Source organism: Streptomyces sp. NPDC001796 (genome assembly GCF_042892355.1).
Taxonomy (GTDB): domain Bacteria; phylum Actinomycetota; class Actinomycetes; order Streptomycetales; family Streptomycetaceae; genus Streptomyces.
This window is the reverse complement of record NZ_JBIAUC010000005.1, coordinates 121,181-135,576: the sequence shown is the minus strand read 5'-3', so window position 1 is coordinate 135,576 and position 14,396 is coordinate 121,181. Positions and strand designations below refer to the sequence as shown.

Sequence of the window (14,396 nt, the reverse complement as noted above, 5' to 3'; positions counted from 1 at the left end):
GCGCGCGCCACGCTCGGGTGGCGGTCAGATGGAGGTCAGGTGAGCACTTCCAGCAGGGGCACCAGCTGTTCCACGGCCGTCATCGAGCCGTGGTTGCCGACCATGGCCGACTCCTTCGGTTCCCGCTCGGAGGCGATGATCAGCACGTCGTCACGTGCCGCCGCGACCACGTCACCGATGCGCGCGCGCACGCGGTCGTCGATGTGCGGGCCGAACCAGCCCGCCGCGATCGCCTCGTCCCGCGAGGCGACCCAGAACTGTTCGCCGAGGACCTCGCGCCAGCAGGTCAGGACGTCGTTCTCGGCGCCCGGCAGCGCGTAGACGTGCCGTGCGCGCCCCTCGCCGCCGAGCAGGGCGACTCCGGCGCGCAGCTCCCAGTCCTCGTCGAAGTCGATGCGGTGCCGCTCGTCGAACGGGATGTCGATCATGCCGTGGTCGGCGGTCACGTACAGGGCGGTGCGCGGCGGCAGCTGCTCGGCCAGACGCTGGACCAGCCGGTCGACGTACATGAGCTGGCCGCGCCAGGTGTCGGACGCGACGCCGAATCGATGGCCGGCGCCGTCCAGCTCGGAGTAGTACGTGTACACCAAGGAGCGCTCCCCGGCGGCCAGTTGCTCGGCCGCCAGGTCCATGCGGTCCTCCCCGGTCAGCTTCCCGTGGAACGTTCCGCCACTGAGCGCGACCTTCGTCAGCGGGGTGTTCTCGAACGCAGGGGAGGACACCTGCGCGGTGTGCACACCGGCGTCGTGGGCCAGCTGGAAGACGGTGGGGTACGGCTGCCAGACCTGCGGCGCGGTCCACGGCTGCCAGCGCAGCTGGTTCATCAGCTCACCGGTGTCCGGGTTGCGCACCGTGTAGCCGGGCAGGCCGTGCACGCCCGGGGGCAGGCCGGTGCCGACGGAAGCCAGCGAGGTCGCCGTGGTCGCGGGGTAGCCGGCGGTGATGGGCCGGCCGGTGCCGCCGCGGGAGGACGCCAGGAGCGAGGTCATGAAGGGCGCCTCGTCGGGGTGCGCCCTCAGCTGCTCCCAGCCGAGCCCGTCGATCAGGAAGACGCAGCTGCGGTCGGCGGCGGCCAGTTCCGGTATGGCGGCATTCTGGCCGGGCACCCCCATGCCCGCCGCCAGGGTGGGCAGGAGATCGGCGAGCGAGCCCGAGCCGTACTCGGGGACGGGGGCGGAGCCGAGGGCCAGCGGCTCCGGGTGGTCGGCCCAGGCGGGGAGTGCCATCAGCGGGAGTCGTCCGCGGTCGCCTCGGAGAGGGCCTGCGCGAAGGCGAGCGCCTGGTGCACCGTCTCCGGACCGTCCCCGGCCTCGCTGACACGCAGGCTCAGGTCGTCCGCCGTCGAACTGCCCGTGTAGCCGTGGTCGGCCTCGCAGTTGGGGTCGCCGCAGGCCGCGGGCTCCAGGTCGATGCGGGAGACGGCGCCCCAGCCGATGGTCAGGACGACCTCGCGGGGCAGCGTGCCCGGTGTGTACGACTCCGGGTTGGCGACGACGCGGCTGAGGACGACCGAGGCGATCCGGCCGAGCTTCACGGATTCCGTGGACGTCGTCGCGTACGGCGTCGGGGAGGTGTCGTCGGCGGCCTGTTCGTCGGTGTGGCTGACGATGAAGCGGGTGCCGGTGAGGACCAGCACGGTCACGTGCCGGCGTACCTCGTTGGCGTCGAAGGTGGTCTCCTGGTGGACCAGGTACGACCGGATGGGCTCGCCGCCCACCGCGGCTTCCACCGCCTCGGCCACGAGCGCCGGGTAGTAGCCGCTGCGCTCGATCGCCGTGCGCAGCCCCTGGGTCGTCGTACTGGTCTTGGCCATGCCGTCCATCCTACGGGGGCGCACTGACTGCGAGGCACCGCTCGCCGCTGCTCAGTACACCGGGAGCCTGCGCGGTCCGAGGTCGTCGCGGGCGGGTGGGGGCGCCAGCCGGACGGTGGCGCCGAGCACGCTGAGGCCGCGCGGGGCGACCACGACGGGCTCCAGGGTGACCGCGACGACCTCCGGATGGTCGTCGACCAGCCGTGACACGCGCAGCATGAGCTCCTCGAGGGCGGGTGTGTCCACCGGATCGGAGCCGCGCCAGCCGAACAGGAGCGGGGCCGTCCGGATCGACCGGACCAGGGAGGTGGCGTCGCGGTCGGTGACCGGAATCAGTCGGTGCGCCATGTCGTCGAGCAGCTGGGAGGCGGCCCCGGCGAGCCCGAACGACAGGACGGCCCCGGCCGCGGGATCGATGACGGTCCGTACGAAGGTGTCGACGCCGCGTGGTGCCATGCCCTGCACGACCGGCCGCAGTTCCTCCGGCTTGCCGAACAGGGACGTCAACTCGGCGTACGCCCGCCGCAGTTGCTCCTCGTCCGCCAGGTCGAGGCGTACGCCGCCCAGGTCGGCGCGGTGGCGCAGGTGCGGGGCGGTGGCCTTGAGGGCCACCGGGTAGCCGATCGCGCGGGCCGCCTCGAGAGCGGCCTCCGGAGTGGGAGCGGGCAGCGCCCGGCGGACGTGGATGCCGTAGCGCGCCAGCAGGTCACAGGTCTCGTCCGTGCCGAGTGTGAGCCCCTGGCCGCGCGAGAGCAGGTGGTCGATCAGCTCGGCGGCGCCCTTCTCGTCGATGTCGTCGAACTCGGGCACCTTGCCGGGCTCGGCGGCCTCCCGCCGCCACTGCGCGTACTTGACGGCTTCGGCGAGTGCCCGGACCGCGCGCTCGGCGGCGGGGTACGCGGGGATCAGGCGGGAGTCCGGTGGCGCCTCGGCCGCGGGCCGCGGTACGGCGTCCACGACCTCGGGGTGCGGTCGTTCCACGGTGCCGGCCTGGGGACCCGTACTCGCGGCGGCAGACAGGGCCTCTGCGAGCCCGCCCAGCTCCACGTGCACCACCAGCACGGGCTTCGCGGGAGCCGCCGCGGCGGCGGACCGCAGCGCCTCGGCCAACTCCGCGTCCCCCGGCGACGTCTCCCCCACCGCCGGTATCGCCGTCACGACGACGGCATCACAGGAGTCGTCGGCCAGCGCGGCGACCAGCGCCCGGTGGAAGTCCTCGGCCGACGCCTCCGTCGTGAGATCGAGCGGCGGCGAGGGCCGCAGGCCCTCCGTGAGGCACGCGTCGTACGTCAGCAGCCCCAGCGACTCCGAGTTCCCGAGGATCGCCACCCTGGGCCCCGCGGGCAGCGGCTGGCGGGCCAGCAGCAGGCCCGCGTCCACCAGTTCCGTGATCGTGTCCACCCGGATCACCCCGGCCTGCCGCAGCAGCGCGGACACCGTGGCGTGCGGCAGGCGTGTGGCCCGTACCGCGTGCCCCTGCGGCGCGCCCCCGTGCCGCGCGCCCTGCACCACCACCAGCGGTTTGGCGGCCGCCGTGCGCCGGGCGAGGCGGGCGAACTTGCGCGGGTTGCCGATGGTCTCCAGGTACATCAGGGCGACGTCGGTGTCCGGGTCGTCGTACCAGTACTGGAGGACGTCGTTGCCGGACACGTCCGCCCGGTTCCCGGAGGAGACGAAGGTCGAGACGCCCGTGACGCCGGTCACCCCTCCGCCGCGCCGATGCAGCCGTGACAGCAGGGCGATCCCGATGGCGCCCGACTGGGCGAACAGTCCTATGCGCCCGGGGCGGGGCATCTCGGGGGCGAGGGAGGCGTTGAGCCGGACCTGCGGCGAGGTGTTGATGATCCCGAAGGCGTTCGGCCCGATGATCCGCATGCCGTACGACCGCGCCTGCCGTACCAGCTCCCGTTGCCGCTCCCGTCCCTCGGGCCCGCTCTCGGCGTACCCGGCGGAGACCACCACGAGCCCCTGCACCCCGTGCTCGCCGCACTCGGTGACGACCTCGGGGACGTGCTCGGCGGGCACGGCCACCACGGCGACGTCGACCGGTTCGGAGATGTCGCGGACCGAGCGGTGGGCGGGGATGCCGTCGAGCTCCGTCCCGTCCGCGGCGAACGCCCGGTTCACCGCGTACAGGCGGCCGGTGTACCCGCCCTCCCTGAGGTGGTCGAGAACGCTGCGGCCCACTCCCCCGGGCGTGCGGCCGGCGCCGATCACGGCGACCGCGCCGGGTGCGAGCAGCCGCTGCACGGAGCGTGCCTCGGCCCGCTGCTCCCGGGCGCGCTGGACGGCCAGCGACCGGTCGGTGGGCTCCAGGTCGAACTCGAGGCGTACGACACCGTCCTCGAAGCTGCGCTTCTGCTGGTACCCGGCATCCGTGAACACCTTGATCATCCTGGTGTTGGCGGGCAGCACCTCGGCGGCGAACCGGCGGATGCCGCGCTCCCTGGCCACCGCCGCGATGTGTTCGAGCAGGGCGGAGGCGACGCCCCGTCCCTGGTGCGCGTCCTGCACGAGGAAGGCGACCTCGGCCTCGTCGGCAGGCGCGGAGGCGGGCAGGCCGTCGGTACCGATGCGGTCATAGCGTACGGTTGCGATGAACTCGCCGCCGACCGTGGCCGCGAGTCCCACCCTGTCCACAAAGTCGTGGTGCGTGAAGCGGTGGACGTCCTTGGCGGACAGGCGCGGGTACGGCGCGAAGAAGCGGTAGTACTTCGACTCGTCCGAGACCTGCTCGTAGAAGCTGACGAGGCGCTCGGCGTCATCGACGGTGATGGGCCTGATGCGCGCGGTGCCGCCGTCGCGCAGCACCACGTCGGCTTCCCAGTGGGCGGGGTACTCGTGCCGGTCCGACGTGGTCTGCATGGGCCCCAGAGTAAGGCTCGCGTGCGCAGGCGGCGCGAGGCAGGCTGAGGGGACCGGTCCCGGCCCGCCGAGGACGGACGACGGCCTTCCGGGCACGCTTCACCTATGGAACACTGGTCTAGACAACCCTGATACACCTGAAGGGCAGCAACACATGGCTGAGCGCCGCGTCAACGTCGGCTGGGCCGAGGGTCTCCACGCCCGCCCCGCCTCCATCTTCGTCCGGGCAGCCACCGCCTCCGGCATCCCGGTGACGATCGCCAAGGCGGGCGGCACCCCCGTCAACGCCGCATCCATGCTGGCGGTTCTGGGCCTCGGCGCCCAGGGCGGCGAGGAGATCGTCCTGGCCTCCGACGCGGAGGGCGCGGACGCCGCGCTCGACCGCCTGGCCAAGCTGGTCGCCGAGGGCCTCGAGGAACTCCCCGAGACCGTCTGACCCTTCGGGCAGCAGCACCGTGCTTCAGCCGCGCCGCCGTCATGGCGGCGCGGCTTTTGCCATTCCGGGCAAGCTCCGCCGGAGAGGGGCGGAACCGGCGATGCCCGCGGTCCCGGCGCAGGCGACGGCGAGGAAGGGGCAGAACGGCGAGGAACGGCGCACGCAATAAAAACGGCGCACGTGTTTTTTCGTCACGACGAATAAAGCCGCACAGGACATGCCGAAACGACGCACGCCGAATTTACGGACGTACGCGGAAAACGGGCAGCCGAAAACAGGGCTCCAACCGAATATCCCTCTTTGTATACGGCGCCCGTGTTAATGCCGGAGCGCCGACATGTTTACGGGGTGTTGCGAAGTTCTCACGCGGTCCGCGCGGTCCGTCCCGCCGGGAAAGCGGAGCCGGTGCGCGGCCGTGGAGTGTTCCGTGTGCAGCGCCGTGATCGCCCGCGCCCGCTCGCTGTCCCCGCGCGCGACGGCGTCCACGATGCCGCCGTGCTCGGCCCAGGACTCCACGGGGCTGACCGGCGCATCGACCGCGTACATCCATGTGATCTTGTGCCGCAGCTGGGCGAGCGTCGAGGTCAGCGCGGGGCTCCCGCAGGCCTGTGCCAGCGTCTCGTGGAACCAGCCGCCCAGGGAGCGCAGATCATCGCTGTGGCCCCTCCTGGCCCGCTCCTGGCCCAACCGGACCAGGCCGCGCAGCACCTTGAGGTGGGCCTCGGTACGCCGCTGCGCGGCCCGCGCGGCCCCGAGCGGCTCCAGCAGCATCCGCATCTCCAGCAGGTCGGCGGCCTCCTGCTCGGTGGGTTCGGCCACGCACGCCCCCGCGTGCCGGCGGGTGACGACGAAGCCCTCGGCCTCCAGGGTGCGCAGCGCCTCGCGCACGGGGACGCGGGAGACGCCGTAGCGCCGCGCGAGGAGTTCCTCGGTGAGCCGGCTGCCGCGCTCGTAGACACCCGCGACGATGTCATCACGGATCGCCGTGCAGACCGAGTGCGCCGGAATACGCATGACCGACCTCCGTCTTAATCCCCGTGAAACGTACGCGATTGACGCGCGTTCAACCGACTCTATTGCAGTGGGCCGGAATTTCCGACGGCGGGCCGGAATCCAGGGATATTTTTTGGACAGACAACCGTTCGAAAGCCGACGACGGCCCCGGCTGATCAGCCGGGGCCGTCGGATGCGGGCGAGCCTGTCGCGGGCGCGGACCGTCAGACGTTCACGCCGTGCGAGCGCAGGTAGGCGACGGGGTCGATGTCCGAGCCGTACTCGGGAGTGGTGCGGGCCTCGAAGTGCAGGTGCGGCCCAGTGGTGTTGCCGGTGGCCCCGGAGAGGGCTATCTGCTGGCCCGGGACGACCCGCTGGCCCACGAAGACGCCGATGGACGACAGGTGGCCGTACTGGGTGTAGGTGCCGTCGTTCATCCTGATGACGATCTGGTTGCCGTACGCGCCGCCCCAGCCCGTCTGGACGACGGTGCCGGCGCCGACGGCGTGCACGGGCGTGCCCGTGGCGGCGTGGAAGTCGATGCCCGTGTGGGAGCCGGAGGACCACAGGGAGCCACCGGACTTGTAACCGGTGGAGACGTAGGAGTCGGAGATCGGCGGCACGAACATGTTGAGACGCCTGCGCTCGGCCTCGCGTGCGGCCCGCTCCTTGGCCTCGCGCTCCTGGCGGGCCTTCTCGGCGGCCTTCCTGCGCGCGGCCTCCTCGGCCTGCTTCTGTTCGGCGGCCTGCTTCTGTGCGGCGGCCTGTGCGTCGATCTTCTCGGCGACCGAGTCACCGAGGGTGACGGCCTGGATCAGCCCGGTCTGCTCGACGGGGGCGCCGGCGGCGAGGGCCGGGGCGGCCAGGGTGCCGATGACACCGGTGGTGGTGAGCGCGGCGACACCGACGGCGTTCGCAGTCGTACGCTTCACGCGGCTCGGGCGACGGTGCTTCCCGGTGGCGCAGGTGAACGCCATGAAGTGGCTGGTCCTTTCCTTCCCTCTCGCCTACCGGGTTAGCTGACGGGTTCGGAGCAGGAAGGTCTCCTACGGGCTCGCGCCCGATTCACCCCAGGGACTGTGGTTTTGGGTCCCCGGCTCCCCTGGCTCGCGCCGTACGGGGACTCGGCGATGACTGTCCGGTGCCGCGGGTGCGGCGCACTGCCTGACGGACAGCCCGAACGAAGCTAAGGGGACTGGCTTTCAATCAGCAAACGGAGAACGGGGTTTGTAGCGCATCCCACAGGGCAGAGAGGCAGCCTCTGTGGCAATACGGACAAACCCGCCAACGGGTGGGGCCCTGGTGACACGGAAAGTCACCAGGGCCCCGGGACAGCGCGGCGCACGCGCGCGTACGGTCCGCTCTACTCGGCGGCGACGACGCTCACTTCACCGATGCCGAGCGCCTCGACAGGCTCCTTGATCTGCGCGGCGTCGCCCACCAGCACGGTGACCAGACGGTCCACGGGGAAGGCGCTCACCACCGCCGCGGTGGCCTCCACCGTGCCCGTGGCGGCCAGCTGCTGATACAGCGTCGACTGGTAGTCGTCCGGCAGGTGCTGCTCGACCTGGTCGGCGAGCGTGCTCGCCACGGCCGCCGCCGTCTCGAACTTCAGCGGTGCCACCCCCACCAGGTTCTGTACGGCGACGTCGCGCTCGGCGTCCGTCAGGCCCTCGGCGGCCAGGGTGCGCAGCACCTTCCACAGGTCGTCGAGCGCCGGACCGGTGTTCGGCGTGTCGACGGAGCCGCTGATGGCGAGCATCGCGGCGCCCGTGCCGTCGGGCGCGGAGCGCAGCACCTGTCCGAAGGCCCGCACCCCGTAGGTGTAGCCCTTCTCCTCGCGCAGGACGCGGTCCAGGCGGGAGGTGAGGGTGCCACCGAGGCAGTACGTGCCGAGCACCTGGGCCGGCCACACGCGGTCGTGGCGGTCGGGCCCGACACGGCCGATGAGCAGCTGTGTCTGGACGGCGCCGGGACGGTCCACGATGATCACGCGGCCGGTGTCGTCGGCGCTCACCGGGGGCACCGGTCGCGGCTTGGAGGGCTCCCCCGTCCAGGCGCCGAGGGTGTCGCCCAGGAGCTCGTCCAGATCGATCCCGGTGAGGTCGCCGACCACGACCGCGGTGGACGTCGCGGGGCGCACGTACCGCTCGTAGAAGGCGCGGACGGCCGCGGCGTCGATGTTCTCGACCGTCTCCTCGGTGCCCTGGCGCGGGCGCGACATGCGCGAGGACGCCGGGAACAGCTCCTTGGAGAGCTCCTTGGCGGCGCGGCGCGCCGGGTTGGCCATCTCGTGCGGGATCTCGTCGAGGCGGTTGCGTACCAGGCGCTCCACCTCGCTGTCCGCGAACGCCGGCGACCTCAGTGCGTCGGCGAGCAGTCCGAGCGCCTTGGGGAGGCGGGAGACCGGAACCTCCAGGGAGAGGCGGACGCCGGGGTGGTCGGCGTGCGAGTCGAGGGTGGCGCCGCAGCGCTCCAGCTCGGCGGCGAACTCCTCGGCGGAGTGCTTGTCGGTGCCCTCGGAGAAGGCGCGCGCCATGATCGTGGCGACGCCGTCGAGGCCGGCCGGCTCGGCGTCCAGGGGAGCGTCGAGGAGCACCTCGACGGCGACGACCTGCTGGCCGGGGCGGTGGCAGCGCAGCACGGTCAGGCCGTTGTCGAGCGTGCCCCGCTCGGGCGCCGGGAAAGCCCAGGGCCGGGCCTCGCCGGGCTGGGGCTGCGGGTGGAACTCCATGGTCGCGAGCTCGCTCACTTCGCCGACTCCTCGGTCTCGTCGCTGGTCTCGGCTGCTTCCGGGGCCCCGGCCTCGGCCCCGACCGGTTCGTACACGAGCACCGCGCGGTTGTCGGGGCGCAGGCGGGCCTTGGCGACCTCCTGCACCTCCTCGGCGGTGACCTCGAGCACGCGCTTCACGGCGGTCAGGGCGAGCTGGGGGTCGCCGAACAGCACGGCGTACCGGCACAGTTCGTCGGCACGGCCCGCGACCGTGCCGAGCCGGTCCAGCCACTCGCGCTCCAACTGGGCCTGGGCGCGCTCCATTTCCTCGGCCGTCGGGCCCCGCTCGGCGAACCGGGCGAGCTCCTCGTCGATGGCGGCCTCGATGACGGGCACCTCGACGTCGCCGGAGGTCTTCACGTCCAGCCATCCGAGCGAAGGCGCTCCGGCGAGCCGCAGCAGGCCGAACCCGGCGGCGACGGCGGTGCGGTCACGGCGCACGAGCCGGTTGTACAGGCGGGAGGACTCGCCGCCGCCGAGGATCGTGAGCGCCAGGTCGGCCGCGTCGCACGCGCGCGTACCGTCGTGCGGCAGCCGGTAGGCGGCCATCAGGGCACGCGCCGGAACCTCCTCCTCGACGACCTCGCGCAGCTGCTCGCCGATGATCTCGGGCAGCGAGCCGTCGCGCGGCTGGGGCTTGCCGTCGTGGGACGGGATGGACCCGAAGTACTTCTCGATCCAGGCCAGGGTCTGCTGGGGGTCGATGTCGCCGACGACGGACAGCACCGCGTTGTTCGGCGCGTAGTAGGTGCGGAAGAACGCGCGTGCGTCCTCCAGGGTGGCCGCGTCCAGGTCGGCCATCGACCCGATCGGCGTGTGGTGGTAGGGGTGGCCCTCCGGGTAGGCGAGGGCGGTCAGCCTCTCGAAGGCGGTGCCGTAGGGGACGTTGTCGTAGCGCTGGCGGCGCTCGTTCTTCACGACGTCCCGCTGGTTCTCCATGGACTCGTCGTCGAGCGCGGCGAGCAGGGAGCCCATGCGGTCGGCCTCCAGCCAGAGGGCGAGCTCCAGCTGGTGGGCGGGCATGGTCTCGAAGTAGTTGGTGCGCTCGAAGCTGGTGGTGCCGTTGAGCGAGCCGCCCGCTCCCTGCACCAGCTCGAAGTGGCCGTTGCCCTTGACCTGGGCGGAGCCCTGGAACATCAGGTGCTCGAAGAGGTGGGCGAGACCCGTGCGCCCCTGAACTTCGTGGCGGGAGCCGACGTCGTACCAGAGGCACACCGCCGCGACCGGGGTCAGGTGGTCCTCGGAGAGCACCACGCGCAGGCCGTTGGCCAAGCGGTGCTCGGTCGCTGTCAGGCCCCCGGAGCCTGCCTCGGCTGTGGCCGTGTGACCCATGGGCATGTACGTCCCTTCGATCGCGGAGCTTTCGCGGAAACCGCGGTTTCCTGCCGGTCCTGTCACTGTATGCAAGCGCGCCGACCGGTGGCGAAGTTCCCGGGCGGCGTACGCCGAGAGCGAGACCATGATTACGGGGGGTGGGGGACGCTCGCTGTTGACGCGTCGGGGGCGGGACGGTCGTGATCGCCGCCGGGCCGGTTCACGGCCCCTCGGAAGGGCCCCGGTCCCCGTTGTCGGTGCGGCGGTCCACAATGGTCGGCGTCAGATTCGTTTCCATGCCCAGCACAGACGGTGAAGGAGCCGGCAGCGATGGCCCGCCGCAGCACGAAGACCCCGCCACCCGACGACTCGTACGAGGAGAAGATCCTCGACATCGACGTCGTGGACGAGATGCAGGGCTCCTTCCTCGAATACGCGTACTCGGTCATCTACTCGAGGGCCCTGCCGGACGCCCGGGACGGCCTCAAGCCGGTGCACCGGCGGATCGTCTACCAGATGAACGAGATGGGCCTGCGCCCCGACCGCGGCTATGTGAAGTGCGCCCGCGTCGTCGGCGAGGTCATGGGCAAGTTGCATCCGCACGGCGACGCGTCGATCTACGACGCCCTGGTGCGCATGGCCCAGCCGTTCTCGATGCGCGTGCCCCTGGTCGACGGCCACGGCAACTTCGGCTCGCTGGGCAACGACGACCCGCCGGCCGCCATGCGGTACACCGAGTGCCGGATGGCCGAGGCGACGGGTCTGATGACCGAGTCGATCGACGAGGACACGGTCGATTTCGCGCCCAACTACGACGGCCAGGAGCAGGAGCCGGTGGCCCTGCCCGCCGCCTTCCCGAACCTGCTGGTGAACGGCGCGTCGGGCATCGCGGTCGGCATGGCGACGAACATGCCGCCGCACAACCTGCGCGAGGTGATCGCGGCCGCCCGTCATCTGATCAGGTATCCGAACGCGGACCTGGACGCTCTGATGAAGCACGTCCCGGGCCCGGACCTGCCCACCGGCGGCCGGATCGTGGGGCTGCCCGGGATCCGCGACGCGTACGAGACGGGCCGCGGCACCTTCAGGATGCGGGCCACGGTCTCCGTGGAGGACGTGACGGCGCGCCGCAAGGGTCTCGTCGTCACCGAGCTGCCCTTCACGGTCGGCCCGGAGAAGGTGATCGCCAAGATCAAGGACCTGGTGGGCTCGAAGAAGCTCCAGGGGATCGCCGACGTCAAGGACCTCACCGACCGGCAGCACGGCCTGCGCCTGGTCATCGAGATCAAGAACGGCTTCGTGCCGGAGGCGATCCTGGAGCAGCTCTACAAGCTGACGCCCATGGAGGAGTCCTTCGGCATCAACAACGTGGCCCTGGTCGACGGCCAGCCGCTGACGCTGGGCCTCAAGGAGCTCCTCGAGGTCTACCTGGACCACCGCTTCGACGTGGTCCGCCGCCGCTCGGAGTTCCGCCGCGGCAAGAAGCGCGACCGTCTGCACCTGGTCGAGGGCCTGCTGACCGCGCTGGTGGACATCGACGAGGTCATCCGTCTGATCCGCTCCAGCGACAACTCCGCGCAGGCCAAGGAGCGCCTGATGGAGCGCTTCGCGCTGAGCGAGATCCAGACGCAGTACATCCTCGACACGCCGCTGCGCCGTCTGACGAAGTACGACCGCATCGAACTGGAGGCGGAGAAGGACCGGCTCAACACCGAGATCGAGGAGCTGACCCGGATCCTGGAGTCGGACGCGGAGCTGCGCAAGCTGGTCTCCAACGAACTGGCCGCGGTGGCCAAGAAGTTCGGCACGGACCGGCGCACGGTGCTGCTGGAGTCCTCCGGTGTGCCGGCCCCGACGGTGCCGCTGCAGGTCGAGGACGCCCCGTGCCGGGTGCTGCTGTCGTCGACGGGCCTGCTGGCGCGTACGGCCAACAACGACCCGTTCGCGGAGGACGCCGACGGCAGGCGCGCCAAGCACGATGTGGTCGTCTCGGTCGTCCCGGCGACGGCGCGCGGTGAGGTGGGCGTGGTGACGTCCGCCGGCCGGCTGCTGCGGGTGAACGTGATCGACCTTCCGCAGCTGCCGGAGACGGCGACGCGGGCGAGCCTGTCCGGGGGTGCGCCGGTCTCGGAGTTCGTCTCCCTGACGGAGGACGAGACGGTGGTGTGCCTGACGACGCTGGACGAGTCCTCCCAGGGTCTCGCGCTCGGCACGGAACAGGGCGTGGTCAAGCGCGTGGTCCCCGACTACCCGGCGAACAGGGAGGAGTTGGAGGTCATCACCCTGAGGGAGGGCGACCGGATCGTCGGCGCGGTCGAGCTGCGCACGGGTGAGGAGGACCTGGTCTTCATCACGGACGACGCCCAGCTGCTGCGCTACCCCGCTTCCCAGGTCCGCCCGCAGGGTCGTCCGGCGGGCGGCATGGCGGGCATCAAGCTGGCCGAGGGCGCCAAGGTGATCTCGTTCACGGCGGTGGACCCGGCCCTCGACGCGGTGGTCTTCACGGTCGCCGGCTCGCGCGGCACGCTGGACGACTCGGTGCAGACCACGGCCAAGATGACGCCGTTCGACCAGTACCCGCGCAAGGGCCGCGCCACGGGCGGTGTGCGCTGCCAGCGGTTCCTGAAGGGCGAGGACTGCCTGTCGTTCGCGTGGGCGGGCGCCGCCCCGGCTCGGGCGGCGCAGAAGAACGGCACGCCGGCCGAGCTTCCCGAGATCGACCCGCGGCGCGACGGCTCGGGCGTGTCGCTGCCGAAGACGGTCGCGGCGGTGGCGGGACCGGTGTAGGTCATCCCTCGAGGTCGCCGAGGTCGCCGAGGTCCTGAGGGGCTTCGACCTGAGGGACCTCGGCCTCCTTGTCCTGGACGTAGCGGAGGACGCCCCACATGCTGTGCTCGTCGGCGTGCGGGGCGTCGTCCGTGCACGCCTGGAGTTCCTTGCCGAGGGCTGCGGTGTCGAGGCCCGACCCGATGAGGACGAGCTGGGTGAGCCGCTCGCCGACGGTCCCCCACGGCTCCGGGTAGAACCGCAGGAACCGTCCCACGGCGTGCACGGCGTACCGGTTGTACGTGTCCGCCGGGCCGAAGTCCACGTACCCCTTGATCCGGTACAGGCCCTCCGGTCGGCTGTCGAGGAAGTCCAGCAGCCGGCGGGGGTTCATGGGCACGGCGGAGCGGAAGGACAGGCTGTCGTACGCGGTGTGCAGATGGGCGTGGTGCGCATCGTCCTGCCCGTGCCCGTGCCCGTCCTGTCGGGTGATGTCGTCGAAGGACAACTGCCCGACGCGTTCCTCGGCCGGCCGGCAGTCGAAGAGGAACTCCGGGTCGACGCGCCCGTAGGCGGCCGGGACGACGGCGGCGCGGCCTGCGAGCGAGCGCACCAGCCGCAGGACCCGCTCGCTGTCCTCGGCCCGGTCGGTCTTGTTGACGACGACGAGGTCGGCGAGGGCGAGATGGCGGTCGAGTTCGGGATGCCTCTGGCGGGTGGCGTCGAACTCGACGGCGTCGACGACCTCGACGAGCCCGCCGTAGACGACGCGCGGCTGCTCACTGGCCAGCACCAGGCGGACCAGTTCCCGCGGTTCGGCGAGTCCGCTGGCCTCGATGACGATGACGTCGATGCCGGCGGAGGGCTGGGCGAGACGGTCGAGGTAGAGGTCGAGTTCGCTCGCGTCGACGGCGCAGCACAGGCATCCGTTGCCGAGGGAGACGGTGGAGTCCCCGAGCGCTCCGGCGACGGCCATCGCGTCGATCTCGATGGCCCCGAAGTCGTTGACGACGGCCCCGATGCGGCTGCCTCCGCTGTGGTGGAGGAGGTGGTTGAGCAGGGTGGTCTTGCCGGAACCCAGAAATCCGGCGAGTACGACGACCGGTATCTGTTGTGGACTCGACGACTGGGTCACTGTGCGCCCCTTTTCACACCCGTGCGCCCGCCGGCGCGCGGACCGGCGCCGTACGGGGACGGCTCACGGACCGGCTCACGCCGCAACGGGTCGGCTCTCGTACGAGGATTGAATGCCGGCCCAGGATACGAGTGCGGGGACACCCTTCGAAGTGAACGATTGTCAGCACCACTTGCGGGGCAGACGTTGGACAGGCGCAGGAGCGTGCGACCCTCGCTTCCCTCCATGCGCCTCCTCTCCGCCTCCCGGCCGATCAGAGCCGCTCGGCACCCTGGGAGACGGCAAGCGCGCCGCCCACT

At 71.5% G+C, this 14,396-nt stretch carries 10 protein-coding genes and 1 riboswitch; of the genes, 2 read left to right on the top strand and 8 right to left on the bottom strand.

Annotation, left to right across the window (positions count from 1 at the left end; translation table 11 throughout):
- Positions 1-35: 35 nt before the first annotated feature.
- Genes ACFYZE_RS12665 through ACFYZE_RS12655 form a run of 3 tightly spaced genes read right to left on the bottom strand, consistent with a single transcriptional unit; the run spans position 36 to position 4,678 of the window.
- Positions 36-1,226 carry an alkaline phosphatase family protein gene (locus ACFYZE_RS12665; RefSeq protein ID WP_388991667.1) on the bottom strand — a complete coding sequence of 397 codons (1,191 nt, stop codon included), beginning with the start codon at positions 1,224-1,226 and terminating at the stop codon, positions 36-38.
- Positions 1,226-1,813, bottom strand: coding sequence for a DUF5998 family protein (locus ACFYZE_RS12660; protein WP_388991664.1), 588 nt, complete (start codon positions 1,811-1,813; stop codon positions 1,226-1,228). Before ACFYZE_RS12660 ends, ACFYZE_RS12665 begins: the two co-directional genes overlap by 1 nt.
- Before the next feature lie 51 nt (positions 1,814-1,864).
- Positions 1,865-4,678 (bottom strand): GNAT family N-acetyltransferase, encoded by a 2,814-nt coding sequence (locus ACFYZE_RS12655; protein ID WP_388991661.1) that lies wholly within the window; start codon positions 4,676-4,678, stop codon positions 1,865-1,867.
- A 154-nt stretch (positions 4,679-4,832) separates the two neighbouring features.
- On the opposite strand from ACFYZE_RS12655, the gene ACFYZE_RS12650 reads away from it, so the two are divergent.
- Positions 4,833-5,114 carry an HPr family phosphocarrier protein gene (locus tag ACFYZE_RS12650; RefSeq protein ID WP_103844608.1) on the top strand — a complete coding sequence of 94 codons (282 nt, stop codon included), beginning with the start codon at positions 4,833-4,835 and terminating at the stop codon, positions 5,112-5,114.
- 318 nt (positions 5,115-5,432) lie between these two features.
- Here the strand turns inward: ACFYZE_RS12650 and ACFYZE_RS12645 are convergent, their stop codons facing one another.
- The 4 genes from ACFYZE_RS12645 to ACFYZE_RS12630 all read right to left on the bottom strand — a co-directional run bounded on the left by ACFYZE_RS12645 (position 5,433) and on the right by ACFYZE_RS12630 (position 10,220).
- Positions 5,433-6,128, bottom strand: a complete 696-nt coding sequence (locus ACFYZE_RS12645; RefSeq protein ID WP_388991658.1) for a GntR family transcriptional regulator — start codon at positions 6,126-6,128, stop codon at positions 5,433-5,435.
- Between the two features lie 203 nt (positions 6,129-6,331).
- The gene (locus ACFYZE_RS12640) at positions 6,332-7,084 is read right to left on the bottom strand and encodes a M23 family metallopeptidase (protein ID WP_388991655.1); all 753 of its coding nucleotides are present in this window, start codon (positions 7,082-7,084) and stop codon (positions 6,332-6,334) included.
- Between the two features lie 12 nt (positions 7,085-7,096).
- Positions 7,097-7,247: riboswitch (cyclic di-AMP (ydaO/yuaA leader) on the bottom strand.
- A 223-nt stretch (positions 7,248-7,470) separates the two neighbouring features.
- Positions 7,471-8,859, bottom strand: coding sequence for a M16 family metallopeptidase (locus ACFYZE_RS12635; protein WP_388991652.1), 1,389 nt, complete (start codon positions 8,857-8,859; stop codon positions 7,471-7,473).
- Positions 8,856-10,220 carry a M16 family metallopeptidase gene (locus ACFYZE_RS12630; protein WP_388991649.1) on the bottom strand — a complete coding sequence of 455 codons (1,365 nt, stop codon included), beginning with the start codon at positions 10,218-10,220 and terminating at the stop codon, positions 8,856-8,858. Before ACFYZE_RS12630 ends, ACFYZE_RS12635 begins: the two co-directional genes overlap by 4 nt.
- A 306-nt stretch (positions 10,221-10,526) precedes the next feature.
- Here ACFYZE_RS12630 and ACFYZE_RS12625 point away from each other — a divergent pair, with 306 nt between their 5' ends.
- Complete coding sequence (locus tag ACFYZE_RS12625) at positions 10,527-12,983, top strand: DNA topoisomerase (ATP-hydrolyzing) subunit A (RefSeq protein WP_388991646.1); 2,457 nt, start codon at positions 10,527-10,529, stop codon at positions 12,981-12,983.
- Between the two features lies 1 nt (position 12,984).
- On the opposite strand, the gene ACFYZE_RS12620 is transcribed toward ACFYZE_RS12625, so the two are convergent.
- On the bottom strand, positions 12,985-14,097 hold the full coding sequence (locus ACFYZE_RS12620; protein ID WP_388991642.1) for a CobW family GTP-binding protein: 1,113 nt from the start codon (positions 14,095-14,097) through the stop codon (positions 12,985-12,987).
- Between the last annotated feature and the right edge of the window lie 299 nt (positions 14,098-14,396).

Excerpts from the sequence above, each read along its gene's own strand:
- ACFYZE_RS12640 (WP_388991655.1), bottom strand. The coding sequence starts at position 7,084 with ATGGCGTTCACCTGCGCCACCGGGAAGCACCGTCGCCCGAGCCGCGTG.
- ACFYZE_RS12655 (WP_388991661.1), bottom strand. The coding sequence starts at position 4,678 with ATGCAGACCACGTCGGACCGGCACGAGTACCCCGCCCACTGGGAAGCC.
- ACFYZE_RS12660 (WP_388991664.1), bottom strand. The coding sequence starts at position 1,813 with ATGGCCAAGACCAGTACGACGACCCAGGGGCTGCGCACGGCGATCGAG.
- ACFYZE_RS12650 (WP_103844608.1), top strand. The coding sequence starts at position 4,833 with ATGGCTGAGCGCCGCGTCAACGTCGGCTGGGCCGAGGGTCTCCACGCC.
- ACFYZE_RS12665 (WP_388991667.1), bottom strand. The coding sequence starts at position 1,226 with ATGGCACTCCCCGCCTGGGCCGACCACCCGGAGCCGCTGGCCCTCGGC.
- ACFYZE_RS12625 (WP_388991646.1), top strand. The coding sequence starts at position 10,527 with ATGGCCCGCCGCAGCACGAAGACCCCGCCACCCGACGACTCGTACGAG.
- ACFYZE_RS12630 (WP_388991649.1), bottom strand. The coding sequence starts at position 10,220 with ATGCCCATGGGTCACACGGCCACAGCCGAGGCAGGCTCCGGGGGCCTG.
- ACFYZE_RS12645 (WP_388991658.1), bottom strand. The coding sequence starts at position 6,128 with ATGCGTATTCCGGCGCACTCGGTCTGCACGGCGATCCGTGATGACATC.